32 protein-coding genes are annotated in these 25,901 nt (G+C 40.8%); 8 read left to right on the forward strand and 24 right to left on the reverse strand.

Annotation, left to right across the window (positions count from 1 at the left end):
* Positions 1-78: 78 nt before the first annotated feature.
* From MHH68_RS09545 to cdaS, 5 genes are all read right to left on the reverse strand, one after another.
* A complete protein-coding gene (locus MHH68_RS09545; protein WP_061408219.1) occupies positions 79-1,995 on the reverse strand; it encodes a VWA domain-containing protein in 1,917 nt (638 codons plus the stop codon).
* A gap of 11 nt (positions 1,996-2,006) precedes the next feature.
* Complete coding sequence (locus MHH68_RS09550; RefSeq protein ID WP_003215912.1) at positions 2,007-2,885, reverse strand: MoxR family ATPase; 879 nt, start codon at positions 2,883-2,885, stop codon at positions 2,007-2,009.
* An 89-nt stretch (positions 2,886-2,974) separates the two neighbouring features.
* The gene (locus MHH68_RS09555) at positions 2,975-3,553 is read right to left on the reverse strand and encodes a superoxide dismutase family protein (protein WP_058014898.1); all 579 of its coding nucleotides are present in this window, start codon (positions 3,551-3,553) and stop codon (positions 2,975-2,977) included.
* A 75-nt stretch (positions 3,554-3,628) separates the two neighbouring features.
* Entirely contained in the window at positions 3,629-4,954 is a 1,326-nt protein-coding gene (locus MHH68_RS09560; RefSeq protein WP_058014968.1) for a peptidoglycan endopeptidase, read from the reverse strand.
* Between the two features lie 405 nt (positions 4,955-5,359).
* On the reverse strand, positions 5,360-5,986 hold the full coding sequence (cdaS, locus tag MHH68_RS09565) for a sporulation-specific diadenylate cyclase CdaS (RefSeq protein ID WP_058014897.1): 627 nt from the start codon (positions 5,984-5,986) through the stop codon (positions 5,360-5,362).
* A 78-nt stretch (positions 5,987-6,064) separates the two neighbouring features.
* Here cdaS and MHH68_RS09570 point away from each other — a divergent pair, with 78 nt between their 5' ends.
* Together MHH68_RS09570 and MHH68_RS09575 are read left to right on the forward strand one after the other, a co-directional pair.
* The gene (locus MHH68_RS09570; protein ID WP_003215647.1) at positions 6,065-6,190 is read left to right on the forward strand and encodes a hypothetical protein; all 126 of its coding nucleotides are present in this window, start codon (positions 6,065-6,067) and stop codon (positions 6,188-6,190) included.
* 58 nt (positions 6,191-6,248) lie between these two features.
* Positions 6,249-7,610, forward strand: coding sequence for an MATE family efflux transporter (locus MHH68_RS09575; protein ID WP_144462876.1), 1,362 nt, complete (start codon positions 6,249-6,251; stop codon positions 7,608-7,610).
* A gap of 45 nt (positions 7,611-7,655) precedes the next feature.
* Here MHH68_RS09575 and bshB2 read toward each other — a convergent pair whose 3' ends face one another.
* From bshB2 to rarD, 4 genes are all read right to left on the reverse strand, one after another.
* The gene (gene bshB2 / locus MHH68_RS09580; RefSeq protein ID WP_012010261.1) at positions 7,656-8,321 is read right to left on the reverse strand and encodes a bacillithiol biosynthesis deacetylase BshB2; all 666 of its coding nucleotides are present in this window, start codon (positions 8,319-8,321) and stop codon (positions 7,656-7,658) included.
* A gap of 18 nt (positions 8,322-8,339) precedes the next feature.
* Complete coding sequence (locus MHH68_RS09585) at positions 8,340-8,690, reverse strand: YojF family protein (RefSeq protein ID WP_012010262.1); 351 nt, start codon at positions 8,688-8,690, stop codon at positions 8,340-8,342.
* Positions 8,687-8,968 carry a hypothetical protein gene (locus MHH68_RS09590; protein ID WP_339162822.1) on the reverse strand — a complete coding sequence of 94 codons (282 nt, stop codon included), beginning with the start codon at positions 8,966-8,968 and terminating at the stop codon, positions 8,687-8,689. The genes MHH68_RS09585 and MHH68_RS09590 overlap by 4 nt, the downstream gene beginning before the upstream one ends.
* Before the next feature lie 78 nt (positions 8,969-9,046).
* Positions 9,047-9,961 carry an EamA family transporter RarD gene (rarD, locus tag MHH68_RS09595; RefSeq protein ID WP_339162824.1) on the reverse strand — a complete coding sequence of 305 codons (915 nt, stop codon included), beginning with the start codon at positions 9,959-9,961 and terminating at the stop codon, positions 9,047-9,049.
* An 86-nt stretch (positions 9,962-10,047) separates the two neighbouring features.
* Here rarD and MHH68_RS09600 point away from each other — a divergent pair, with 86 nt between their 5' ends.
* Positions 10,048-10,521: a hypothetical protein gene (locus tag MHH68_RS09600; RefSeq protein WP_058014893.1), complete on the forward strand. Its 474-nt coding sequence runs from the start codon at positions 10,048-10,050 to the stop codon at positions 10,519-10,521.
* A 40-nt stretch (positions 10,522-10,561) separates the two neighbouring features.
* Here the strand turns inward: MHH68_RS09600 and MHH68_RS09605 are convergent, their stop codons facing one another.
* Complete coding sequence (locus tag MHH68_RS09605) at positions 10,562-10,780, reverse strand: hypothetical protein (RefSeq protein WP_003215921.1); 219 nt, start codon at positions 10,778-10,780, stop codon at positions 10,562-10,564.
* A gap of 75 nt (positions 10,781-10,855) precedes the next feature.
* Positions 10,856-11,188, reverse strand: a complete 333-nt coding sequence (locus MHH68_RS09610; RefSeq protein WP_058014892.1) for a winged helix-turn-helix transcriptional regulator — start codon at positions 11,186-11,188, stop codon at positions 10,856-10,858.
* A 139-nt stretch (positions 11,189-11,327) separates the two neighbouring features.
* Between MHH68_RS09610 and MHH68_RS09615 the strand changes: the two genes are divergently transcribed.
* The 3 genes from MHH68_RS09615 to MHH68_RS09625 all read left to right on the forward strand — a co-directional run bounded on the left by MHH68_RS09615 (position 11,328) and on the right by MHH68_RS09625 (position 13,879).
* Positions 11,328-11,945, forward strand: a complete 618-nt coding sequence (locus MHH68_RS09615; RefSeq protein ID WP_058014891.1) for a nitroreductase family protein — start codon at positions 11,328-11,330, stop codon at positions 11,943-11,945.
* Between the two features lie 237 nt (positions 11,946-12,182).
* Positions 12,183-12,386, forward strand: coding sequence for a DUF3311 domain-containing protein (locus MHH68_RS09620; protein ID WP_003215965.1), 204 nt, complete (start codon positions 12,183-12,185; stop codon positions 12,384-12,386).
* Positions 12,386-13,879, forward strand: a complete 1,494-nt coding sequence (locus MHH68_RS09625; protein WP_268497046.1) for a sodium:solute symporter — start codon at positions 12,386-12,388, stop codon at positions 13,877-13,879. Before MHH68_RS09620 ends, MHH68_RS09625 begins: the two co-directional genes overlap by 1 nt.
* A gap of 40 nt (positions 13,880-13,919) precedes the next feature.
* On the opposite strand, the gene MHH68_RS09630 is transcribed toward MHH68_RS09625, so the two are convergent.
* Positions 13,920-15,305, reverse strand: a complete 1,386-nt coding sequence (locus MHH68_RS09630) for a S41 family peptidase (RefSeq protein ID WP_144462872.1) — start codon at positions 15,303-15,305, stop codon at positions 13,920-13,922.
* Between the two features lie 151 nt (positions 15,306-15,456).
* Between MHH68_RS09630 and MHH68_RS09635 the strand changes: the two genes are divergently transcribed.
* Together MHH68_RS09635 and MHH68_RS09640 are read left to right on the forward strand one after the other, a co-directional pair.
* On the forward strand, positions 15,457-16,155 hold the full coding sequence (locus MHH68_RS09635) for a class I SAM-dependent methyltransferase (RefSeq protein ID WP_180310638.1): 699 nt from the start codon (positions 15,457-15,459) through the stop codon (positions 16,153-16,155).
* A gap of 92 nt (positions 16,156-16,247) precedes the next feature.
* Positions 16,248-16,499 carry a hypothetical protein gene (locus MHH68_RS09640; RefSeq protein WP_003216113.1) on the forward strand — a complete coding sequence of 84 codons (252 nt, stop codon included), beginning with the start codon at positions 16,248-16,250 and terminating at the stop codon, positions 16,497-16,499.
* A 50-nt stretch (positions 16,500-16,549) separates the two neighbouring features.
* Here MHH68_RS09640 and MHH68_RS09645 read toward each other — a convergent pair whose 3' ends face one another.
* The 12 genes from MHH68_RS09645 to cgeC form a co-directional block, all read right to left on the reverse strand.
* A complete protein-coding gene (locus tag MHH68_RS09645; RefSeq protein WP_058014887.1) occupies positions 16,550-17,380 on the reverse strand; it encodes a M15 family metallopeptidase in 831 nt (276 codons plus the stop codon).
* Between the two features lie 68 nt (positions 17,381-17,448).
* On the reverse strand, positions 17,449-18,144 hold the full coding sequence (gene deoD / locus MHH68_RS09650; protein ID WP_012010274.1) for a purine-nucleoside phosphorylase: 696 nt from the start codon (positions 18,142-18,144) through the stop codon (positions 17,449-17,451).
* 113 nt (positions 18,145-18,257) lie between these two features.
* Positions 18,258-18,575: a YodL domain-containing protein gene (locus MHH68_RS09655; protein WP_058014886.1), complete on the reverse strand. Its 318-nt coding sequence runs from the start codon at positions 18,573-18,575 to the stop codon at positions 18,258-18,260.
* Positions 18,576-18,630: 55 nt separating this feature from the next.
* A complete protein-coding gene (locus MHH68_RS09660) occupies positions 18,631-19,239 on the reverse strand; it encodes a phosphatase PAP2 family protein (protein WP_058014885.1) in 609 nt (202 codons plus the stop codon).
* A 48-nt stretch (positions 19,240-19,287) separates the two neighbouring features.
* Complete coding sequence (locus tag MHH68_RS09665) at positions 19,288-19,458, reverse strand: YozD family protein (protein WP_012010277.1); 171 nt, start codon at positions 19,456-19,458, stop codon at positions 19,288-19,290.
* 250 nt (positions 19,459-19,708) lie between these two features.
* A complete protein-coding gene (locus tag MHH68_RS09670) occupies positions 19,709-20,389 on the reverse strand; it encodes a hypothetical protein (protein ID WP_339162832.1) in 681 nt (226 codons plus the stop codon).
* Positions 20,390-20,533: 144 nt separating this feature from the next.
* Positions 20,534-20,758 carry a YozE family protein gene (locus tag MHH68_RS09675; RefSeq protein ID WP_044141194.1) on the reverse strand — a complete coding sequence of 75 codons (225 nt, stop codon included), beginning with the start codon at positions 20,756-20,758 and terminating at the stop codon, positions 20,534-20,536.
* A gap of 79 nt (positions 20,759-20,837) precedes the next feature.
* Complete coding sequence (locus tag MHH68_RS09680) at positions 20,838-21,119, reverse strand: YokU family protein (RefSeq protein WP_012010281.1); 282 nt, start codon at positions 21,117-21,119, stop codon at positions 20,838-20,840.
* A 2-nt stretch (positions 21,120-21,121) separates the two neighbouring features.
* Positions 21,122-22,522, reverse strand: coding sequence for a lysine 2,3-aminomutase (gene ablA / locus MHH68_RS09685; protein WP_339162835.1), 1,401 nt, complete (start codon positions 22,520-22,522; stop codon positions 21,122-21,124).
* Between the two features lie 117 nt (positions 22,523-22,639).
* A complete protein-coding gene (locus tag MHH68_RS09690; protein WP_061408245.1) occupies positions 22,640-24,016 on the reverse strand; it encodes a sigma 54-interacting transcriptional regulator in 1,377 nt (458 codons plus the stop codon).
* Positions 24,017-24,174: 158 nt separating this feature from the next.
* Positions 24,175-25,470, reverse strand: a complete 1,296-nt coding sequence (locus MHH68_RS09695; RefSeq protein ID WP_339162837.1) for a glycosyltransferase family A protein — start codon at positions 25,468-25,470, stop codon at positions 24,175-24,177.
* Between the two features lie 17 nt (positions 25,471-25,487).
* Positions 25,488-25,808: a spore maturation protein CgeC gene (gene cgeC / locus MHH68_RS09700; RefSeq protein WP_058014882.1), complete on the reverse strand. Its 321-nt coding sequence runs from the start codon at positions 25,806-25,808 to the stop codon at positions 25,488-25,490.
* Positions 25,809-25,901 lie beyond the last annotated feature (93 nt).

The raw sequence follows: 25,901 nt of genomic DNA on the forward strand, positions 1-25,901 counted from the left end.
AATTAAAGATAAAAAATTCACAGAAAAACAAAAAATTTAAATCATTCCGAAAAATATTTTGAAGAAAGGGGCAAAACCTTATGCCCCAATGCTTTTATGCAGTAATTTCTTCAGTAACGGATATAAAACATCTGGCAATGTATCGACATCTGGTACAAAAATGCTGAACTTGCCATACATATCTTGAATCGTTTTCATCTGTGCTTCTTCGATCGGTGAATTGGATAAAAACACATTGATTACCTCAATGCCTTTTTTCCTCGCCTCAAGAACTGCTTCATGTGTATCGACAATCCCATTTTGTTCGTAGCTGAATGCAGCTGGCTCTCCGTCGGAAAAAACAATGAGAAACTTTTGCTCTTCTCTTCGTTTTAATATCATTTTTGTCATTTGGCGAATCGCATAGCCGTCCCGGTTATCCTCTTCTGGTTCAAGAGACATAATGGAAGGACCTGCATCAAATAAAGAATCTTTGAACGACACGACTGTGTTGAAATAGTTCGGCTGACTTGTTTCTGATGCATCGTTTGTATCTTCCCAAAAACCCACAATTTGATGTGGGACTTGAACTGACTTCAAGGCTTCATGAAATAGAACAATGCCTTTTTTCGTTTCATCCATCTTGTCAAACATGCTGGCAGAACAATCCACTAATAAAGTGAAAACAGCATCAATCTCCGAAGAAGGTGCCTGTTTTTTATAGAAAAGACGCGGATTTGACTCTGTAAAATAACGAATGAGCTTTTTACTCAGACGTCCTGCATGAAGGTCCGTTTTTGGCCATGTTTTTTTGTGTTCAAGTGTTTTTTGAATCATCTGTTTTAAGCGTTTCTGATAAGGCTCAATCTCCTTGGCGTGCTGCTTGTATACGTCGATTTGTTCTGGCGCGGGAGGATCTGGTGAAATCATGACTGGAAATGCATATTTGTTCTCTTTTCCATTCTCATGAGCATCCGCCCCGCTTTCTTCGCCTTCAGCCTCTTCCAGCGCTTCAAGCTTTGAATAATCTTTTCGGTGAGTCTGCTTGGCAGAGCCTTGGACAGTGCCAAGTGCTTGATCTCCGTCATCGCCTTCTCTTGCTGCATCCTTCCCGAGATCACTTTTCCCTCCGTGCTCTAAATCAAATTGAAGGAAGCTTTTTGACGGCGCTTCTGTTTCTCGATGCCACACTTCCATATACTCTTGATGGATGTCTTCATCGCCCTCTTTTTCCCTGTCTACTTTGATGTCTTCACTTAGTTTAGGTTTTCTTTTCAAGTCATGAAACAGCGGTTCTTTTGCCGCTTTTTCATAGTCCAATTCTGGGAAGAAAAAGTACGTATTCAGCATATCTTTATCAAGAAGCTCATCAAAGCCTTCCATTAATTCTTTGACGATGACTGCGATATCTCCGGTTGAACGCGCTTCATATACACGCTCAAGACTTGATTCAATAAACGGAATCATCGGGTTGATCCGCTCGTGAAGTGGCGGAACTTCTTCCAACGGCGAATCCGCTGTCAGCTTCACATACATTGCACAATAAAGTGCATCGGTTAAAATGCTCCGCTCTTGGTTAATCGTTAATTGCGTCTTAAAATGACGCCGGTAAAGTTCTCTTCTTCGTTTAAATACCTTTTTTGTTCCTGGGCGGTCACGTTTAATCCGCTCTTCAATCCGGATATCTTCAAAGAGCATGAACAGTTGTTTACATAGGTCAGGAATGGACAATGTATGAGCATAGCGAATGATTTCCTGAAAGACAGTCAGATCACTATAAACGGTTCCTACTGCACGGAGGAATACATCACTTTTCAGTCCGGCTGTCATGTCTTCTTGTTTGCGGTCATCCCAAAAATGACTGATGAAAATTTTCTTTTCAAAAGGATCATAGTAGGACTGCACACCGTATTCAAGCTCGACATCATCACTTTTTGCTAACGTTTTGGCTAAATCCGTTAATTCCATAAATAAAAATGAATCGATTCTGCTGTCATTAAATTTGATGAATTTCAAAACTCAGAACCTCACTCGAATAATGTTTGGGCAATATTTCTTACCGCTGCTTTTTCCCGGTCATCTTCTAGCTTTTCAACAATCCCTCGTTCAACTGCACGAAGCGGCGGGATGTATTGCGCAAGATCACATGTGTCTAGGAGTGCGCGAATGGATGCTGCTTCTTCACTTACCTGCCCGTTGTGCGCCTGTGTAATGAGGTCTGATGAGAGCTGCACGAATTGATCGATTAATCGTTCATCCTTTAATACAGATTGAGATTGCAGTACATCCTTTAAGATGCCGCCGCCGATATATGGAACGTCAATGACAACAAAACGATTTTTTAACGCTTCATTTAGAGGCACTGTACCGACATAGCCTTCATTGATGGCCGCAATCACGCCAAAGCCTTCATCTGCTCGAACGACCTCGCCTGTAAATGGATTTGTCATCATTTTTCTGTAGTCGAGTACACCGTTTAAAATAGGCAGAGTTTCTGGCTTCGCCATGTTGATTTCATCAATATATAAAAGATGGCCTTTTTTCATTGCTTTCGTTACAGGTCCTTCAATAAATTCAATAGAAGCAACTTGACCATCATTGTGAATGGTTTTATAGCCAATCAAGCTTTCTGCATCAAGATCAACTGAGCAGTTCACACTGTGCATCGGCTGCTGAAAGAAAGCAGATAAAGTTTCTGCTAGTTTTGTTTTACCTGAACCGGTCGGCCCTTTTAAAAGAACGTTTTTGCCGAGTGCTAGTGCAATCATCGCATCTTGTATGATAGACGTGTCCTGTGATTCATAGCCGCCTGTTCCAATAAGCGGACGGAATTCTTCTTCTAGTCCTTTTGCTTTTGCTTCAATCATTGCTTGAATTTCTTCTGGGAGTGATTGTTCGTTAAACATGTATGATTAATTCCTCTCTTCGATCATTTTCCTCACCAAGTATACTAAAAAAACCTTTATGCACTCAATACATAAAGGCTAGACATCTGTTATTTTACCATTTCTTTTGTGATTGCTCCGCAGGCGATGCGTTTCCCTGAGTTTCCAGAAGGGTTGCTTAAGTAATCATCTGCTTCTGCATGAATGATAAAGCTCCGCCCATTTTGATCAATTAATTGGGTTGGTCCTCCCTTTAACGTCACATCTGGTACATTTACGACAACATCAATCTGTCCATCTGCCCCAACTTCTAAATTAGGCATATCTCCAGCATGATGACCCTTTGGGTTGTCAAAGCCATGCTCCCGGTGTGTTGGATTAAAGTGAGCCCCTGCCGTTTCAAAATCTGGCGCTTCACATCTTCCAGTTTCGTGAATATGGAAGCCATGAGGACCTGGCGGCAGGTTTTTCGCTTTCACATGTAAATCCAGCCCGTTTTCTGAGGATTCTCTTACTTCGATGCTCCCTATTTTTTGCCCGTTTTCATTGATGAGTGACGTGGTAACTAGTGCTTGTTTAGGTGCTGCAACTTCAATGGTTTCTTCTGTCGTTTCTTTTTTCGGCGGTGCATGACAAGCTGTTGCAACAAAGACCAGACTCATCATGATCAACCACACTGACTTTTTCATATGATTGCCCCCTTTTGATATCAGTATGGACAACCTGATCAATAGGCAAACAAAAAAAGCCGAAAATCGGCTTTTTTAGAAGAAACGTTTTGCACCTAAATAGGCTTTTTTCCAATATGGGTTGCTCAAGTTCGAGATCCCCACACCGCTGTCACTTGCATGAAGGAAATCTCCTCCGCCAAGATATAGTCCCATATGAGATGGACCCGCTTTGTACGTTGTGAAATAAACAAAATCGCCAACTTGAGGTGTGCTCACTGGTGTCATCATACTCCAGTAGCCTGCTGTGCTTAATCTCGATACAGATGAAACCTTGTTAATGAGATAATAAACAAAGCCGCTGCAGTCAAATCCAGATGGTGTGTTGCCGCCCCATCTGTAAGGAATGCCTGTCAGTTTTTTGCCTTCTTGGATCATCGTAGTGATTTTTGCATTCATCGGCACATCGTTTTTGTTATTGTTCACTGGAGTTGTCGAGCCGTTGGACGTAGAACCATTCGATCCAGTTGAGCCTGAAGCTGCACCATTAATTTTGAGAACTTGTCCAATTCTAAGCACATCGCTTTTTAAGCTGTTAGCTGTACGGATGGATTGAACTTGCACTTTAAATTGATTCGCAATCTTCCATAAAGAATCTCCTGATTTTACGGTATAAGATGTCGCTTTCCCGCTTGAAGACTGGTTACTGTTAGAAGGCGGGTTGCTTGGTTTTGCAGGGGCTTGGGGCTGACTTGGTTTTGATGCAGCCGTCCCTTTTACTTTCAATACTTGATTCGGATAAATCGTATCAGATTTGAGCCCATTCAATGTTTTGATTTCACCAATCGTCATATTGAGCGAATTCGCAATTTTCCAGAGAGAATCCCCTAATTTGACCTTGTATGTACTTGATGAAGATGAACTATTTGAGTTCGTTGTCTTATTGTTCGAGCTGGAATTTGAAGAGGAGTTTGATGACTGGCTCCCGCTTGTCTTCGTGCTTCCAGATACCTTTAGCTTTTGTCCAGGACGAATCAAGTCACTGTTTAAGCTGTTTAGACTTTTTAAGCTTGCAACTGACATTTTATGATTGTTTGCAATGAGCCATAAAGAATCTCCAAGCTTTACAGTGTAGCTTGATGTCGTTGAAGCATTTGATTTTGTTGCTTTTGAACCTGTTGAAGAACTGGATTTTGTGCTTTTTGCGGCAGGAATTTTCAAGCTTTGTCCTGCAAAAATCATCGTCGTTTTTAGTTGATTAAGAGATTGCAGCTCCGAAATACTTGTATTGTACTGTTCGGCAATCTTCCAAAGTGAGTCACCGCTTTTCACCTTGATCGTCTGTGCTTCTGCCGGTGCAGCAAACACAGCTGAGCCAGCGATCGCTGAAACTGTGAGGCCGGTTACTACTTTTTTCTTCATAGATAAATCTCCGCCTTTCATGATTTCATCCAATAAGACTTATGTACTAGTTTTAAGTTTCGCATTAAATGATTCTGCTTCTCTTGCACTATTTTATCTTTATTTCTATTATATTACTCGACATGTAGACGTTGGGCAATAACAAATAGGCTAAAGCAGTCAACTCAAAATGCTAAAACTAAGCCATATCGTTTGTATCGGCAGTTTACTGTATTTATAAACATTTTTTAAGGAATTTTTAAGTTGACGTTTAGAAATTTGTCAAAACAAGCACGCTGCTAGTTTCATAGTTCTATTCTACATGACAAATTTTTCTGTATCAAATGACTTTTTACTTAATTGCCTGTTTTTTCTCCTCGAATGAAAAAAGCATCCTTCCGAATGAAGAATGCAGCGATTGATTTTTTATTTTCTGATTTCAGGTTCTTTTACAGTGAGCGGATAAAGGACTCCTTCTTTCGCAAATGACATTTTCCCTGTTTCCTCTGAAACGACGAGAACAAGTGCATCGGTCATGCCAGAGAGTCCAATTGCAGCCCTGTGTCTTGTCCCGAGAGAAGGACTGACTTTTTTTGAAGTAAGCGGCAGCACATTTGCCGCAGATACGAGCGTATTTTCTTTGACTAAAAGCGCACCATCATGAAGTGGATTTCCTGGGTAGAAAATGCTTTCGATTAATGAAGCACTTATTTTCGCATGAAGATTTGTCCCTCTTTGAATAAAATCCTCAACCTCATCCCGCCTTTGAATCACAATCAGTGCCCCGTGCTTTTGTTTTGATAAGTTCTCAATGGCTAAAGAAAATTGAGCAAATCCGGGTGTGTATTCTTCCATATACGATTGTAAATAAAATGAGGAAGCCTCTGCATGCATTGCATTAAACTCATCATGTAATGACTCGAGATCACAAAGTAGACATTGCTCAATCTCATCAAGGGAATCAATAATGTCACTTGCATCCTTCATAATTTTCATCAAGTGTGTTCTCATGCCCACTTTAAATTGCACTTCTTCATTCGTACGATTGATCATTTGACCTTTTCCCTCCTCTTTTTCGTTGTCATAAAATAACAAATGATGCGCATGCTATTGTTATGGAGGTGACTTAATATGACCATTCAGAAAGTGATTCAATATGCTTGCAGCATTTTAGGTGTTGTCAGTCTTTCCTTTATTTATGCCCAAATGTTTAAAAAAACGAAGCCATCTAAGAAAAATAATCCGACAGAGAATTGATTTTTTTACATAGCATGATATAATCCTCTCGTTATTTCTGTTCAGAGAGGAACTTATGATGAGAGAAACAAATAGCATTCGAGCTAAGGTGACACTATTTTTAACCATTTTGATTCCGATTTTAATCACTCAAGCGGGTCTTTCACTTATTACGTTTTTAGACACCGTGATGTCTGGAAAAGTGAGTGCAGAAGACCTTGCGGGTGTGGCGATCGGTTCAAGTATTTGGACACCCGTTTATACAGGGCTTGCTGGTATATTAATGGCCGTTACGCCAATTGTCGCTCAGCTGATGGGCGCAGGGCATAAAAAAGATGTTCCCAAGGCTGTCTTTCAGGCGATTTATTTATCCTTTCTTTTAAGTATTTGTGTGATTGCGATTGGGACAATTAGCATCCCTTACGTATTAGGGGGACTTGGACTTGAGCAATCCGTAGAGGATATTGCGCAGCATTTCTTACGTTTTCTTGCTTTTGGTATCATTCCGCTATTTGGTTATTCGGTGCTCAGGTCATTTATTGATGCATTAGGAAAAACACGAGTGACGATGTTTATCACGTTAACAGCACTTCCGATTAACTTTGTGTTAAACTATGTATTTATTTTTGGGAATTTTGGCTTTCCAAAGCTTGGCGGCGCGGGAGCTGGCCTTGCTTCTGCGATGACGTATTGGGCAATTTTTATCATGAGTATTTGTATTGTCATAAAAGCAGAACCATTTGCCTCATTTCGTTTGTTTCAAAAACTGCCTCGACTTAATATCTCCCGTATGGGGCAAATACTGAAAATCGGTCTTCCTATCGGGTTTGCGATCTTTTTTGAAACGAGTATCTTTGCAGCAGTTACCTTATTAATGGGTCACTTTGATACTGTGACGATTGCAAGTCACCAGGCTGCGATGAACTTTGCTTCTATCTTATATATTTTACCGCTCAGTATCTCAATGGCTTTAACGATTGTCGTTGGGTTTGAAGCCGGTGCCAAGCGTTATAAAGATGCTCAAAGCTATAGCTATATCGGAATTGGAACGGCGATATTATTCTCCTTGTTTACGGCAGCACTCATTTTATTATTTAGACCAGAGATTGCTGGTTTATACACAACTGAATCGGCTGTTTTACAGATGACACAGCACTTTTTGATTTATGCGATCTTTTTCCAACTATCAGATGCCATTGCTGCACCTATTCAAGGAGCGCTGCGCGGCTATAAAGATGTCAACTATACACTCATTGCCGCATTTGTTTCATACTGGGTGATCGGCCTTCCTTCCGGCTATCTGATCGGCACCTATACCTCATTTGGAGCATTTGGTTATTGGATTGGTCTGATTGCAGGACTTGCCGCTGGTGCCATTGTCCTCTTTATCCGTCTCAGATTGATGGAAAAACGACTGCTTCAGAAAGCGCCCAACCACTAAATACGAGACAAAAAAGCAGCTGATCGATGTCAGCTGCTTTTTTATTTAGTCATTCCATTGGTATGTCCAGAAAATTTCTTCATCGAACCATTTTTGGACAACAGGTTCTTTGTTTTTCAGCTTCTGTTCAAGTTCTCTCAGCATGCCTTCTGTTTGCGTTCTATGTGCTCTTAGTGCATTTAATTTGATATCTGCTACATCTGTAATGTCGATCGTAATATCTGCATTTCCAAGCACTTCTTCTCTATTTTTGGTAATAGCCATGCAGTATGTGACAGGACGGTCTTCTTTTTTCTTACGGTAAAGAGCACGAATCACCGCTTCCCCTGTCGCATCATGATCAGGATGTACACCATGTCCAGGATAAAACGTGACAATCAGTGTAGGTTTGACTTCATCAATGATGGTTTCCATCACATCAGCTAAATACTCGTCATCCTCAAATTCCAAAGTTTTATCACGCAGTCCAAGCATACGCAAGTCTGTGATATCCATTTCTTTGCAGGCATTGATTAATTCCTGTTTTCTTAACTCAGGAAGTGTTTCGCGATTGGCATATGTTGGGCTGCCCATATTTCTACCCATTTCCCCAAGTGTCCCGCATGCATACGTGACTGGGATGCCGCGTTTTCTGCTTTGTGCAATGAGACCTGCAACCCCAAACGATTCATCATCTGGGTGAGGCAGCATCACTAGTACATGTTCGTTCATGACTCGTCACCCTTTCTTCTACACCTGAAATGGTGTTTCGCTAATTTGTAATGAGATCGCTAGTTTCCCGTCTGGCAAGTGCCCTGCTAACAGCAGGCGGCCTTGGTCATCAAACTCATAATCGGTTAAGCCTTCTGCGTAAATCCAGCCATCTTCTGTTTTCATTCCAACACGGTATGGACCTTGTCCTTTTATTTTCGCCTGAGAATAGACAACTTTGGCATTGCGGATATAGGCAACGACCGTCATATTTTGTTCATTTACATGAGCTGAATAAGAACCAGTAGTCGTTTCAAGATGAACGAAGACTGGACGATTTAAAAACGATTCAAGATGTGCTGTGACATCTTCCGTTTGAATTGGTTTCATGAGTGGTTCCTTCCTTCATTTTGAATTAATTCGCGCAGCTTTTTTGTATGTAAGCTGATCAGCTGCAGTTGATGATCATGCTCAAGCTCACTTTCTAATATTCTTTCTACAGCGAGCACATATTTTTGATGAAGTGATTTTCTCGCCCTCGGATGAGTCCGCGCATCGCTTAAATCATCACAGATTGCCCCGAGTAAAGAAGACATATCATCGACATCAAGCTGACGATTTTTCCATAAAGATTGATAAGCAGCTGTAAGCTCATTGGCTGATGACATGTAATCACCTCTACAGTTTTGGTAACAACTTATTATGACATGATCCGCCTTCAAAAAAAAGCAAACTGCTCGTAGGACTTAATGAGAATTCGCTGTTTTTTTCATGCGTAATTGAGAGGTCGTAAACAATAAAATCGCCACCCAGATACAAAGAAACGTCACAATTTTAGCTGAAGTTAAGTGCTCGTGATACACAAACAACCCCAAAAACAGCGTAATCGTTGGTGCTATGTACTGTAAAATGCCCACTTGATAAAGAGGGATTCTTTTTGCGCCTTCAGAGAATAAAAGAAGCGGTACCGCAGTAAAGACCCCTGCAAAGAATAAGAGACCAAGCGATCCGAAGCTGTTAGGATTCATTGTCACCACAGGTTCTTTTAAGAAGAACAATAAATACACAAGAGCTGCCGGGGCGAGAAGCAGCGTTTCAATTGTCAAACCAATGGCACTCGTGAAGCTCATTCTTTTTTTAATCAATCCATAAAAGCCGAAGCTAAAGGCAAGTAATATTGCAACGACAGGAAATGAACCGTACTGGATCGTAGAAAGAATTACCCCAGCGGCGGCAATTAGAATCGCAATGGTTTGTATTTTATTGAGCCGCTCTTTCAAGAAAATGCTCCCTAGTAAAACAGAGACAAGCGGATTAATATAATACCCTAAACTAGCTTCTAGCATAAGATGATGGTTGACTGCCCAAATGTACACATACCAGTTAACCGATATTAATATAGCAGATAATAGTAATGAAAAAAATGCTTTACCATCGAGCATGAGACCCTTCACGGTCTGCATGGCTGGCCGAATTTGTTTTAAATACAAAAGAATACCGCACATAAAAACAAATGACCATAAAATTCTGTGCGCTAAAATTTCGCCTGACGAAATATGTTCCATCAGCTTCCAATATAATGGGAATAATCCCCATAATGTAAAAGATGCTGCCGTGTAGAGAACACCTTTTGATTGCTGTTGTTCGTTCAATCTAACCATTCCTTTCTAAACCTATCGTATATTATAGCACGCACTCAAGTGAATGGGCATATACTAATTCAGGGCATTTAGAAAGGATGATTTTCATGTTTGACTGGAACCGATTATTCCCTTTTCAAAAGCAATTTTCAAAAGAAGCCTTAAAGAATTCAGACCCTAAAGATGTCGAGCAGTACGTCAATCAAGTGATGGAAAGTGTATTCGGCTCCAATTATCCTGCTCAGTTCCCTTTTCAGGACCCACTCTCTCAACATCAAAAAACGAGAGAAACAGATGTCAAAAAAGAAAAAGAACCCGAAATAGAAGTGTTTGAAACAACTGATCACGTGTTCGTTAAGATTGAGCTTGCTCGGCCGAACACAGAAAAAGTAAAAATCAAACATACTGCCAACCTGCTATTTATTGATCATTTTCCTGAGGAGGGCACGCAGAAGAAAGTCGTCCTCCCTGCTGCTGTCAAAAGAAAAGGAACGAAGGCTTCGTATCAGGACGGTATTTTGGAGATTATGTTTTTAAAGCATGATGATCCGGGGATTTCTGAAATCGATATTCCATTATAAAAAGCCTGCTTTGATATAGAAGCAGGCTTACTCTTTTTTCTTAATAGTATGGTGGATATCCTCCGCCATAAGGTGGTGGAACAGGCGGTGGTGGTGGCGGGTAATATGGACGGGGATAATTAAAAATCGCACTTCCTAAAAATCCGCCAAGCAGTCCGCCGACTAAAGGAGCGCCAAAACCAAAAAACAAAGGGACTCTGGATTCATATGGCGGAATGCCAGGGGCGCCGCCTCGGAAATACGGAGTATGAGGGTACATGCATTTCTCCTCCTTTGTCATGTGCCTAAGATCAGCATATTCATCAGGAGTCAAAACGTTTGGGCAAACCTGAAACTAGGCTTGCTCCTTTTTTTCATGAGATTCTGTATATTCCCCTGCCCACCTAGATACCTCATGAAACACATCATGTAGCGCATTTCCTTTTTCAGTTAAACAATAAATGACTTTAACAGGCGTCTCAGGAAGTACAGTTCGCTTTATAATCCCTTCTTGCTCAAGTTCTTTTAAACGCTCTGCGAGCATTTTCTGACTGATAGATGGGATAATGTCCGTCATGTCTTTAAATCGCTTTGGACCATCAAGCAATACATGAATAATGAGACCATTCCACCTTTTGCCTAGCAGTAAAAAAGCTTGCTGAATGTGTGGACATAATTGAAATTCCATAAATTTCAGCCTTTCTTTTCATGATTGTTTGACAAACTAACGGTATACAATTTAAAATATCTCTAGTTACAATAAGTAAGTTTCTCACTTTTTTAGTTATTGTACCATACTATTTGCAAAAACGGGAGGAAATATCCATATGGCGACTGATCAAAAAACGATTGACATTTTAAAACAAAGAGCTTCAGTAAAAGAGTATGATACGACTCATGAAATGACAAAAGAAGAGCTAACTGAGCTACTTGATATCACAACAAAAGCACCATCTGCGTGGAACCTTCAGCATTGGCATTTTACTGTTTTCCACAGTGCTGAATCCAAAGCAAAGTTACTTCCAATCGCTTATAACCAAAAGCAAATCTCACAAGCATCGGCTGTTATTGCTGTACTAGGTGATCTTGAAGCCAATCAAAATGGAGAAAAAATCTATGGTGAGCTGGCAGAACAAGGGTTCATTACTGAAGACATCAAAGAAACATTGATGACTCAAATCAATGGCGCATACCAAAGCGAGCAGTATGCACGTGAAGCTGCGTATTCAAATGCTTCATTAGCTGCTATGCAATTAATGATTGCTGCAAAAGCAATGGGCTATGATACATGTGCAATGGGTGGTTTCAGTAAAGAAGCCTTTATCAAAGAATTCAATGTAAGCGGCCGTTATGAGCCAGTTATGCTGATTTCAGTTGGTAAAGCAGCGAAAGAAGCTCATAAAAGCAACCGCTTCGACATCGAAGAAGTATCTGATTTTCTTTAAAAAATGGCAAGGCCTCAGCTTTCATGCTGAGGCTTTTTTTATTTGGTTTAAATATTATTTCTACATATTTTCTTTTCACTTCCCCCCTTTTCATCTACACTTTTTCTCCTTTTTAAGAATGAAAGCGTTATATTAGGATGATATTCTGCAAAATGATTGTTTTTTCTGAAAATGGTCTTGTGATCTAATCTGACAACTGCTATTATTATGAAATTACAAAAAATTCAGGAGGGAATCATGAATAAAAAATTGATACTGGCACTACTTATAGCGATTCCATTCATCGGACAGCTCGCACTGCTGCCCTTTGCGAATCGTATTCATCCATTTGTGATCGGCCTGCCTTTTTTCCACTTCTGGCTCTTACTATGGATTGTTCTCACACCAGTCTGTACATTTATCATTTATCGGATGCAACATTCAAATGGAGGAACTGACTAATGCAAGGAAATTTGACAGCTTTATTGATTACAGCAAGTATCATTTTCATCGTCGTGGTCATTGGATTTGCCGCTGGCCGTGATAAATCATCCAGACAGTCAGTAGAGGAATGGTCTGTTGGCGGGAGGAAATTTGGCGGGCTGCTCGTTTGGTTCCTTGTTGGTGCAGATTTATACACAGCTTATACCTTTTTAGGACTCACTAGTACAGCCTATACAGCTGGAAGTGTCGCTTTTTTCGCTATCCCCTATTCAGTTCTAGCGTATTTTATTGCTTATTTCTTCTTACCAAAGCTATGGACGGTTGCGAAAAATCACAATCTCACAACGCTCGCTGATTATGCACGTGAGCGCTTTGACAGCAAGCTGTTATCCAGTCTCATTGCGATTATTGGAGTACTTATGCTCATTCCGTATATTTGTCTTCAACTAAGCGGGATTCAAGATACGTTAACTGTCGCTGGAACTAGTTATATTAATGTGAATGCAGTTGTTATTATTTCATTTATTTTAGTTGCACTTTATACATTTTTCAGCGGGATTAAAGGTCCTACCTATACAGCCATTATTAAGGATATTCTCGTTTGGGTCATCATGCTGTTTATGGTGGTTTCACTGCCAATCATTCATTTTAACGGCTGGACCCCGATGATGAATACGTTAGCGAAGGAAGCGCCACAGCTTCTGACAATTCCTGACGGGGGTCCTAAAGGCATTTTATGGTTCATTACCGCTTCAGGCGTTTCTGCCCTTGCTTTGTTTATGTGGGCACATGCGGCAACAGGGGTTTTCACAGCCAAAAGTGCAGATGCTATCCGTAAAAACAGCATGTTTTTGCCTCTTTATAACATCGTATTGATTTTGGTCATCTTCCTTGGATTTATTGCCTTTTTAGTCTTACCAGAAGATACGAATCCAAGATTTGCACTTCTTCATTTAATTCAAACGTCATATGGCGGCGTGATGCAAGGTCTTGCTTACTCAACGATTGCACTGGCTTCCCTCATTCCATGCTCAATCATGGCCATTGGTGCATCGAATTTATTTGCCAATAATTTATATCGTGACTTAATTCATCCGAATGTATCACCTAAACGGTTGACCATGATCACTCGTTCAATGGTATTTATCGTTATCGGACTGGCTCTATTATTCGGAATGCTCTTCCCAACAGCACTTGTGACACTTCAGCTTATTGGTGTTTCAGGAATGGTTCAAATCTTCCCAGCCATTGCGATCAGCTTATTCTGGAAAAAACAATCGAGAGAAGCAACGATTGCGGGGTTAGTTGTTGGCATTATCGTCACCTTTACAGCCAATATCTCACAAGTCACGTTCGGTCTTTATGAAGGGTTTCTTGGTTTACTAGCAAACGTTGTGGTCATCCTGATGTTGAATCCATTCTTCCAGAAGAAGGTCACATCTAATTCTGTCATGAATGATCTATTTGAAAAAGATCAAGAAAAAACAGAAGCAATTGTAAACAACGCGTAAGTATAAAAAGAGCAGTCCCCCTAAGAGGACTGCTCTTTCTTTATTTCATTTCTTTTTTCAAGACTTCAATCGCTTTTTTCATTTGAGTATCATTATTCTTTAGCTTATCTTGGATCTTTGTCATCAGTACTGTCGTTGTATCTCCCGTCAGAATTCCGTCTGCTTTCAGATCGTTGTCTGTTTGGAAGCTTTTGACGATCGTCTGGAAGGCTTGATCGTACTCACCATTTGCTTTTGCTTTGTAGCCAAGCGCTTGGAACATTTTTTGAGCCGCTTTGACTTCATCTCCATTGTCATTCAGCTGATACGTTTTTTTCGGGCTTAAGTATGGCAGCTTTGCATAACTTGGGAGTGATGCTTTGACCTGTGGTTCAATTCCTTTTTTGTGAATCCATGAACCATCCGGCGTCAGCCACTTGGCAATGGTTAACTTGACACTAGAACCATCATTATAGCTTTGCGCATTTTGAACAGTTCCTTTACCAAATGTCTTTTCACCAATAATTTTGATACCTGAAGATTGGTGCAGAGCCGCCGCCATGATTTCTGCAGCGCTGGCTGAACCGCCATTTACAAGGACAACTGCCGGCTGATGAACTTTACGTTCTTTTTCAGCCTTGTACTCTTCTTTCTTCCCTTTTTCTTCAACTTGCATGATGACTTTCCCTTTATCGATAAAGTCATTACTCATTTCAATCGCTTCTGTCATGATACCGCCTGGATTATCTCTCAGGTCGATGACAAACCCTTTTGCCCCTTTTTTCTCGAGGTCATCAATGGCTTTATCTAACTCTTTCGATGTTGTTTCAGCAAAGGACGTAATTTGGATTTCTCCTATTTTGTCTTTTGTGAGTTTTGCATACACTGTTTCAACTGGAATGGTGTCTCTTGTGATGGTCACATCAACATTTCCCACTCCTTGGCGGTTAAGGTGAAGCTTGACATCCGTTCCTTTTTTCCCTCTGATTAGAGAGACTGCTTGATTGACCGACATGCCTTTTGTGCTTTTTCCATCCACCTTTAAAATACGATCATGAGGTTTCAACCCGGCTTTTTCAGCAGGAGAGCCTTTAATCGGTGCGACAATTAAAATTTGTCCATCCTTCTCTTCTACTTGTGCACCAATTCCTTCAAATGATGAAGAAATGGTGTTGTTAAATCCTTCGGCTTCCTCCTGATCCATATATGTAGAGTATGGATCATCAAGTGATGCGATCATTCCTTGAATCGCACCATCTACTAGTTTTTGATCATCCGTTTTTTCGTAATACTCATCTTTTACCTTCGTATACGCAGCCATGAGTTTACTAAACTTCTCATCTCCTGAGACATTGACGGCCCCTTGTTTTGTGATCACAAATGTAATCGCTGAGGACAGTGCCGCTGTCACCAGAATAGCGATGACGATCTTAAATTGTTTTCTCAAAAAAACACCACCTTTATCTCCTTTCATTATTATCAAGGACGATGCATCATCCGTCAACCAAAGGATCGAAGTTCTCTTTGAAAAGATAAGCCATTTGACCTTACATTGCATAATCTTTAAAGAGGAACTTGATAAGGAAAGAAGGGATTTTATGAGTGATTATGTAGAAATGCTTGCCTATTTTGGCGTATCTAGTGCCCATCCTGGTGGAATTGAGTTAACAAAAACGATGCTTGAGCATATAAAATTGACGCCGGATGCACGCATACTGGATGCGGGATGCGGGACTGGACAAACGGCAGCATATTTAGGCAATATCGGTTATCAGGTGGAGGCGATTGATACACACCCTTTAATGATTGAAAAGGCCAATCTGCGATTTGAGCGAGAAGAACTGCCGATCCGCGCATTGCAAGCATCAATCGAACAGCTGCCATTTCCAGATGAAGCGTTCTCTCTTCTGATCAGTGAATCTGTTTTGAGCTTTACCAACCTTCCAGCGGCACTTGCTGAGATCAAACGCGTGCTTGCCCCTGGAAGTCAAATGATTGCAAATGAAGCAGTATTAAAAGAACCCCTTACACAGAAGGAGCTTGCCGACGTTCGAGATTTTTACGGGTTTCACGCACTCTTTTCACTTGAAGAATGGAAGGAGCAGTTAAAAGCAGCAGGATTTCATGACGTTCGCATTCTCTCATTTGATGAACACATGGTACAAGAGGAGCCGACAGAAATGGAATTATCTGAATATATCCCGCCTTCTCTTTACGAAACGATGCAAACACACTACGATCTCATTCAAGCGCACCGAAAGCAGCTAAGCCACATTCTATTTGAATGTACGGTATAAAATGAGCGAATCTCCTATATGTTTTGTCCAAACTCTATGAGGTCTCTCGCATAGGATAAGAGTGAAAAGAGTTTGTCATAAGGAGGAAAAATATGGAGCGCTATCAAAAGCTTTGTCAGCAGCATATGGGGAAAGTCGCTAGAATCACAGATCGTAATGGCAGAGTACATGTCGGACGCATTGAGCGGGTGACAAACCGCAAAGTGTATATTCGTCCAGTCGGCGGTTCTCGCGGCGGCTTTGGCTTTGGTTATTACGGAGGGTATTACGGCTGGGGTGCCGCTTATGGCATCGGGCTTGGTTTCATTACAGGTTTCGCATTAGCAGGATTGTTCTTTTTTTAAAAGAAGAATAAAGAAGGCCCCCCGAATAGCTGGGAGGCCTTTTACTTTGATTAAATTTTCTTCACTTTGTTCATGTACTCTTCAAATGTTAAATCGTGATCATGCATCGCTTTTGCCGCTTCTTTTCCAACATAGCGCAGATGCCACGGCTCATATTCATATTTCGTAATGTCTTCTTTTCCTTTTGGATAACGAATGATAAAACCATATTTATAGGCGTTTTTAGCCACCCATTTGCCATCAGGTGTTTCACCAAACTTTTCAGAGATGTCAAAGCCGGCACTTTTTGAGGAAATGTCCATTGCAAGACCTGTTTGATGTTCACTTTCGCCTGGTAAAGCGACTGCTTCTTGCGCTTTGTCTTTGCCTTTTAACTTGACTTCACTATCAAAAATGACCTTTTGACGGTCATAGGAGCGATAGCCAGATACGGCAGCCAGCTCAAAGTTTTTCTTTTTCGCATCTTTGAATAATGTTTCAAGTGCTTCCGCTGCTTCTTTACGAATATATCGTTTTTCAATATCCTCTGAAAAAGAGAATTCTACTTTTGGTACAACGAGATCAGAAGGTTTATAGGTTCCTGGTAATGCGTATTCTTTGTTGACAAGTGCTAGCACGTTTGCAGGATTTTGAATGGTTTTCAGCCCGCTTACCACTTTGATGTCATTGAAATATTCACTCTTTAACGTCAGCTCTTGATCCGATGAACCTGCTGTATTGTTTGAGTTTTGCTGGGTAGATGAATTTGCTGCGCTCTTTTGTTCGTTTGTTTTGTTCGATTCAGATGTACCGCTCTTTTGATCCAGCAACTGGCAGCCCGATAGTGCGGCTGTCAAACCAAGAATCGATGCGATTGAGAGTATTTTATAGCTTTTCTTCATGACATACCTTCCTTTTGCTCTTCTAAAAAAATAAAGATGCGCTACATCGTAGCACACCCTTTATACTATTATAAAACGGAGTCTAGTGCAATTAAGATCATTTCGTCAAATGTCGTTTGACGCTCTTCAGCCGTTGTTTCTTCTCCTGTGAGAACATGATCACTCACTGTCAGAATGGATAACGCTTTACGATCAAATTTTGCTGCAAGCGAATATAGAGCTGTTGTCTCCATTTCAATTGCTAGAATTCCGTATTGAGCCATGAGCTCAAGTGGTTTTTCATTGTAAAATTGGTCTGCTGTAAATACATTTCCGACACGTACAGCAACATTTTTTGCTTCTGCTGTGTCATAGGCTTTCTTAAGCAGTCCAAAATCAGCGCAAGGTGCGTAATCAATCGGTCCAAACGCCACACGATTCATTTGTGAATCTGTTGAAGATGTTTGAGCTAAAATGACATCACGTACGTTGACATCCCTTTTAATAGCCCCACAAGATCCGACGCGGATTAAGTTTTGAACATCATAGCTTTGAATGAGTTCATTCACATAAATCGAAATAGAAGGTACGCCCATTCCGGTACCTTGTACAGAAACGCGCTTTCCTTTGTAGGTTCCCGTATAACCATACATTCCGCGCACTTCGTTATAGCATTCGACATCTTCTAAATATGTATCTGCAATATATTTCGCACGAAGCGGATCGCCTGGCAGCAATACCGTTTCTGCAATTTGTCCTTTTTCTGCTCCAATATGTACACTCATTTTTTTAGCCTCCACTTACGTTTACTATGTGATTTGTCCTATTTAGTATAAACGATTGAGTCCAAAAAAGAAAATACCAGCTGAAGCTCAAGCTGGCATCGTCTATCATCTATTTAACTCATTGTCATCAGCCGCTTACTGCGTTTCCATCCTGCCGGAAAAAGCTGATAATAGCACTTTCCTTTTTTCTTATCATCAATCACAACAATATCGCCTGTTGTCATAAAGCGTGCATTGTAATCACTAGGGACTGTATCATGTACATTAAATGTCGAGAATGCTTTTTCCAGAACATCCAGGTGTGTTCTGCCGCCAATCTTTGTTCGGTACACAGGTTGATGCCCGCTTGCAGCGCCATATTCAGGTGTCTGATAAATGGTTAAGTGAAATGCTGAAGGTTTTTTTTGAAAAAATCTCAACGTCAATTGCATTCAAATCCCCTCCCCTTTTATATAAAATTGGCTGGGATCTGTCAATTTCCTTCTTCTATTTTTGTCGAATGACAGACAACTTTTCGTCAATCTTTTTACAAATGAGAAATAAAGCAAGTCCTATCGCAAAACCGCCCGCAACATCTGTCAAAAAATGAACGCCGATATACATTCTGCTGATTCCAATCATAAGAACACAGACCCCTGTGATCAAGTAGACGATTTTTTGTCTTTTTTTCAGCCATGGAATCATTTCAACGAGTAGATAAGCTATAAACGGATAGATTGTGGCTGCATTCATGGAATGTCCGCTCGGAAAGCTGTAATACGTTTCATTGACAAGATGATCAAAGGCCGGACGCTCTCTAGCAAACAGCCCCTTTAGTTCATGATTGATGGTTTTTTCTGTGAGGTATAATAGAAAAAGCATCATGATAGAGTAATAGCGCTTATACATGAATAAAGCGACACTAAAAATGAGCATGATGGGCACGAGCAGCGCACTAATGCCAAAATCCGTCAAAGTCAGCATGACATCATTTAAAAAAGGGAGTCTGATGCTCTCAAACCATAAGATGATCTGGTTGTCCAATGCTTGAGCCGCTCTAGATACCATGAGCGCAGCAATGGCGCCAAATAAAATCAAAAGAAATAGGATATACACGCCAAAGATTCTCCTCCCTCTCTTTAGAATCTCTTCAAAGTATAGTGCCTACCACGCCTCTTCTTCAACTATCATTGTTTTTTTCAGCATATATTCAAACGTAATGTCAGCCAGCTCAAACGTTTCCAGCTCAGCAGGTATGTACCCTCTTTTGATCAGCTCCATGTAGAAGAATTCCGCAATTTCCTCTGTATCGATCACCAAATCTGCTTCTTTCATTCCATTCCGCCTCCTTTTTTATGATGTATGAACGACGCCTGTTTTTTATTACAGTTTGTCATAATGGCTCATTCCATACATATAAATGCAGTAAACAAAAAGAAAAGGGGTTTGAGGCAATGAAATGGTTAAGCATATTAGATGGAGAAACGTTTGATCAGATGATGGGCCGTATCTTGAGGGGATGGTTTTATGTGATTGTTTTTTTCTGTGTACCTTATTTTTTATTCGTGTTAGGACAAGTCTTTCTTTAACCAAAATGCTCGTGTAAACTTTCCAATATAAAATCCATCATATCTTTGTATTCTGGATCTTCGAAAAATTCGTAGAGAATTTTATAGTCATTATAAATATCAAGAAGCTCATCCACTATAGATACAGCGAGAAATTCTAGTGATTCTTCGCTTTCTTGTTTCTCTTCTAATTGTAATAGAGCCGTTTGCACCATATCTTCTTCCATTTCTTTAGAGGTTTCACCCACATAATGCACAAAAAGAAGCTGATGAACAAACTGGTCCATTTCATATTTCCTCAGGACAAGCGTTAAGTCTTCCTCTTCTGTTTCCAGCCACTCTCCATCCTTTAACCTTGTGAGTTCGTAAATGACATCTTCCCAGCCGTCATCAAGGTATCGCCATATTTCAGTCCGATGACCAATAATTTTAAATAGCTCTTTTCCGTAATCTTTTACATATACAACATCGCCAATGAGGAACTCATATTCAATGTCCAGCTTTTCTGTATCCACAATCACCCCGTCGTACTCATCGTAAAGCTGGAGTGATGTTTCAAAATAAAGCACCTCATTATGATTGACCTCATACAAATAGTGCTGGTCAATTTGATGGACTTTTGTAATCGTTCCGACTGTGCCGTACATGACAACGACGACAATATCCCCTACTTGATATTTTGGTGCTTTCGCCTTCATTCTGTCTCCCCCTTGCCCGACTTTTGGTCTTAACGTATCGTATGCCGGCGCAAGGAATTCTGCATGGGCAACCACACCATGCAAAACGCCATTTTATTTCTCATCAAAAAACCGCTTCTCCCATCTGGAAAAAGCGGTTGTGTGTTATTTTTTTTTGACTTCTACATCATATTGCTCAAACGCTTCGTCAAATGTTGTCATTGAGCTTAAATAATCGCCGTTTAATTCTAAATAGGCACACAGCTCATGATAATCAGTGGACGCTTTCGGGAAGCTGTGATCCTCATAAGCAGCATTTGCAAAATGGCTGATTTCATCTTTCGGTTTTGGATGTCTGTACTTCATTAAATAATGGTAAAACGACTTCACCTGTTTTTCCCTCCGCGACACTCTATTTTGTTGTTATATTATACAGCAATTTGATGACTTGTATAGGCGGAGGTACAACTTATGATGAAAAGTCAAAGTAATTTCGCTTTAATAGCCGCTCCATGCTCATTAATTCTTCGTATGAAATTTTTTCTGGAAGTTTTGTCTGATCCACTAAAATTAATTGATCTTCTATCTCTTTGACCGTCTCATCCTTTTGATATGTCATACCGCAGTGCGTGCAGGAAATGGACGGTGTTTCGATGATTTCAATGGATTGTGTGCCAGTAATCAGTTCCCAATAGACTGTTGTCTGCTCTGCGTTTGCTTTATTTTCCTCACACCAGTCACATGTCAGCACGGTTATTTCTCCTCCTTTACAGTTTGATCTTTTTTGAGCTGCGCTTGATATTTTTTCTCTTTTAATTCATCTCGTTTTTCACGTTTGTTTTTGAGTGTGTCATGCTTAGGATTTGTCTCATATGCTTCTCTTCGTTTCATCCGGCTTAAATTCTCTGGCGTAAACGATTTCGCTTCATCCTGAAATAGTGCGGTAATACCAATCGCCGGATCTTGTTTCTCTTCATAAATTTCATTAAAATACGCATCTGCCTGACCTGCAACGTAATGCTCCGGTTCAGGGTAAGAGGTGATAACACCTTCAAAGTTACGAAGGACGACCTTGTCAGGGCTTTGCGATAATAAATAATTTGGCTGCAAGGCGATCTTTCCTCCGCCTCCTGGTGCATCCACAACAAAGCTTGGCACGGCATAGCCGCTCGTATGCCCTCTTAAGCCCTCTATGATTTCAAGACCTTTTGATACTGGTGTTCTAAAGTGGCCAATGCCTTCAGATAAATCACACTGATAAATATAATAAGGTCTGACCCGTATCATCACGAGATCGTGCATCAGCTTCTTCATAATCGGCACACTGTCGTTAATTCCTGCGAGGATGACGGCCTGATTACCTACAGGCACGCCGGCATTTACAAGACGTTCGCACGCTTCTTTTGCTTCTTTCGTAATTTCAATGCTTGTATTGAAATGGGTATTCAGCCAAACCGGGTGATATTTTTTCAAAATCTCGCACAGCTCATCTGTAATGCGCTGCGGAAAGACGACCGGCGCGCGGGTCCCTATGCGAATGATCTCAACATGCGGAATGTCTCGTAAGTTTTTCAAAATGTATTCAAGCACTTGATCGTTGATTAAGAGTCCATCTCCGCCGGAAATTAACACATCCCGCACCTCAGGTGTTTCTCTAATATATCCAATGGCAGCATCTAACTGCTTTTTTGGCACGCCCATACCGATCTGTCCGGAAAAACGTCTTCTCGTACAATAGCGGCAGTACATGGAGCACTGATTTGTTACAAGAAAGAGCACACGATCTGGGTACCGATGCGTTAACCCTGGGACAGGTGAGTCTTCATCTTCATGCAAAGGGTCTTCTAGGTCATATTTTGTTTTATGAAGCTCCTCAGCTATTGGCACAGATTGCATACGTACTGGACATCTTGGATCGTCTGGATTCATCAATGAGGCATAGTAGGGTGTAATGTTGAGTGGAATGGTTTTGGTGGAGATCTTCACCCCTTCTCTTTCCTCTTCTGTTAAGTTTACGACTTTCTCTAAATCTTCAAGCGTTTTCACGGTATGCGTCAGCTGCCAAATCCAGTCGTTCCATTTTTCTTCAGGTACATCTTTCCAAAGCTCAATGTCCTTCCAATGACGCGCCGGTTCATATAGTTTTTGATTCATATCCATTCCCCCTATCAGCATTCACCTTATACTATGCAAGTTATGTGCCAACATGGGAAAATGCCCCTATTCTTTATAAAAGGAGCTTTACCCGTGATATTCAATGGATGGTGGTGCCTATATTTCGGCATCTGCAAATTTCTTCAGTTTATATTGCAGCGTTTGTCGAGGGATTTTTAAGGCGGCGGCGGTTTTTTGAATATTGCCATGATGCTTGTTTAAAGCTTCTTGAATAAGTGTTTGTTCAAATGAAGAAACCTGACTTTTTAAGGACGCATCGGTTGTTTCTTCCTCAAGCTTCTGCGTACGTAAATGAGCAGGAAGGTATGAAGGTGTGATGTCTTCCGCTTCCTTTGGCATCATCAATACGGCATGCTCAATGGTATGTTTTAATTCTCGAACGTTCCCTGGCCAGTGGTGAGCCATAAACATTTGCTTTGTTTCTTCAGAAAGGCGTTTGACGTTTTTTGAAAACTGCTGATGATAGGTTTGAATGAAATGGCGGGAAAGCAGCGGGATGTCTTGTTTTCTCTCACGAAGCGGCGGGATATGAAAAGATGACACATGCAGTCTATAAAATAAGTCTTCTCTTAAAATTTGCTTTTTCACCGCTTCAAATGGGTCCATATTGAGTGCAGTAATGAGTCTGACATCTACTTGAATTGCTTTTGCATCCCCAATGCGGCGCACCACACCATCCTCTAACACACGTAATAATTTCGTCTGCAGCGTGAGCGGCATCGCTTGCAGTTCATCAAGAAAAAGCGTGCCTCCATCAGCCAATTCAAAGAGCCCCTTACGATCAATTGCGCCTGTATAGCTCCCTTTTACAGATCCGAACAATAGGCTCTCAAGTAGCGATTCTGGGAGTGCTGCACAGTTTTGCGGAATGAACACTTGGTTTTTTCGGTCAGATTCATGAACAATGGCTTGAACGAGCACTTCTTTCCCTGTCCCTGTTTCCCCGTAGACAACAACTGATGACGGATAAGCAGCAGCTTTTTTTGCCTTTTCAAGCATTTCTTTTAAGAGCGGATCATTTGTTAAAAATGAAGAAAAATCATGCATTTGTTCTGCCCCAGCCGCATCATGTATTCGTTTTTTTTGATCTAAACGATTTGAAAGGGCTGACAGCTTCGATACATCTTTTGCGACTTCGACCGCACCTATTAACTGGCTGTCTTCAATAATAGGCAATGTCGTGTTGACGGTCTCAATTCTTTCGCCGTTTTTATTCAAATAGGTTTGCAGCGAATGATAAATGGGCTTCCCTGTTCTCAAAACATGCATAAGCGTACTTGTTTTTTCTGTTAAAGAGGGATACACATCAAGGATGTACTTGCCAATCACTTCTTCTTTTTGTAAACAGTCAAACTTAGCGGCATTATGATTGTAAAAGATCGTCATTCCTTGATCATCTACAACATGGATCGCTTCATCAATGGCTTCTAAAATTAATTCAAACCAATCCGCTCTTTCGACAACCTTCCCCATTCTTTCCCCCTCACTTTCAGTGCCGGAAAACCGGCATCCATTGCCGGGTTTTCAGCGGCTTAATCATCTTCATCACACGTTCTCCTGTCCTTTCATGTTTCGCTTTTTCCTTGCAACTTCCTGCTTTTTTTGGCAATAGCATCAAAAAAGCACTCCTCTTATGAGGAGTGCTTTCGCCCTGATGTTTGATAAAGAGACATATCGAATTCTTGCAGCGATTCCATATACAGCGGCACGATCGGCTTCCCTTCTTGAAATAACGTAAATTGGGAAGGGTATAAATTAATGGGCTGATGATAAAAAGCAAATCGCTTTACAACCTCAGGATCAATACGGCAAAAGGTATGATGCATCAGTAAATACACATCTTGTTTCCATTTAAAGAGCCGCCTGTTTGGCGGATGAAATGCTGGAGACACTTGAATCATTCCTCCATCTTTAAACATCTGAAGCCGTTCATTTGAAATCGTATAGATCTCGTTAGGGTGAAACTGAAAATATTGCACGTCACGCTTTGAAGCAAATTGCCTTTTTTTCTGATCTTCAATATAATAGAACGTTTTCCCATGATCTGCCGTGACAACTGTATAATTGGGTACTGTCAGCATATCTTTTATCTCATATTTCATCGCACATAACGACGGAACTCGAATCGCACGCCTGTTTTTTTCATTCACCCAGCACCTTTCAATTCTATGAAGATTTCCGTTTGCGATTTGGTAGTAATCCCCTTCCTTTTCAATCACCGTTCCGTCAATGAGATCATACGGCATACTCGAAAATAAATGATGAAAGGAATGAGGCGTTTTATACGTTGTATCAAGTACATCTCTTAATGGAAAGAACGCAGCAAATTGATTCAGCCTCATCCAAAAAACGGAATCTGCATGATGCCAGTGTTTTGGCTCATCAGCCCAATATTGTCCGTATTTTTCATGAATTAGCGGAAGCAAACGCCTTCTGTGCATGACCGAACAATGATCCACTTGAAAGGACGCATGCTCCAATATTTGGTCAGCTTCACGCACAAAACTCATCGTCTCGACTAATTGCTTATTCACATGCACGACCCGCTGCGAGGAATACACAATATCTATATGAGGCTTCGACTGAAAAACATCCACCATTTTCTGCAAACGATCTTGATGATACACGCTATCATCTGTTAAATAACAAATGAGCTCACCTGTTATACGAGCTAACGCTTCATTAATAAGCGTCGCATACCGTACGGTTAACAGCCGTTTTGCAGGATGAACCGAGCGTGAATACAGATGAATGCGTTCATCATCTAAATAAGGCTGGATCTTTTGGATGGTGCCTTGTTCTGAGCCATCATCCATAATGAGAAGCTCCCAATTGGAATACGTTTGTTCCACCATACTTTTTAGCACACGATCAATGAAATCAGGTTTATTGTAGCTTGTTAAAATCACCGATACTTTCATGATCATTATCCTTTTTAATTAGATTAAAAAGCCCCCCAGCTGACGATGCTCACGTAAGGAACATTCACTCTTAGCTGATTAGTCGCGTTTTTAAAGACCGCTACTGTATCAAAGAGCTGCACAACAACTACGTTTTGAAGGACATCTCCATTGACCAAATGAACACGTGGCAGCGGAATCCCAAGCTCCAGCCACGGACGAAGTAATTCTTTGATGTCTGACACACTCTCTTCCTCACTTTCTTCTAATAGACGAAGAAGAAGTAAAATCAAGATGACTTCAAGTACTCCTTCTGCTTCTAGTAATTCTTCGTTCCAACCATTTAATAATTGTTCAAATTCCATTCATAATCCCTCTCTCTTCGCATTTAATCTTTACTAGAGTATGAGATTTACTTCATTTAGCCTCAACATTTGAAAACATTTTTTAAAATGTGT

Origin of the sequence: Bacillus sp. FSL K6-2841 (genome assembly GCF_037976435.1) — a bacterium.
In the GTDB taxonomy this organism is placed as follows: Bacteria; Bacillota; Bacilli; order Bacillales; family Bacillaceae; genus Bacillus; species Bacillus pumilus.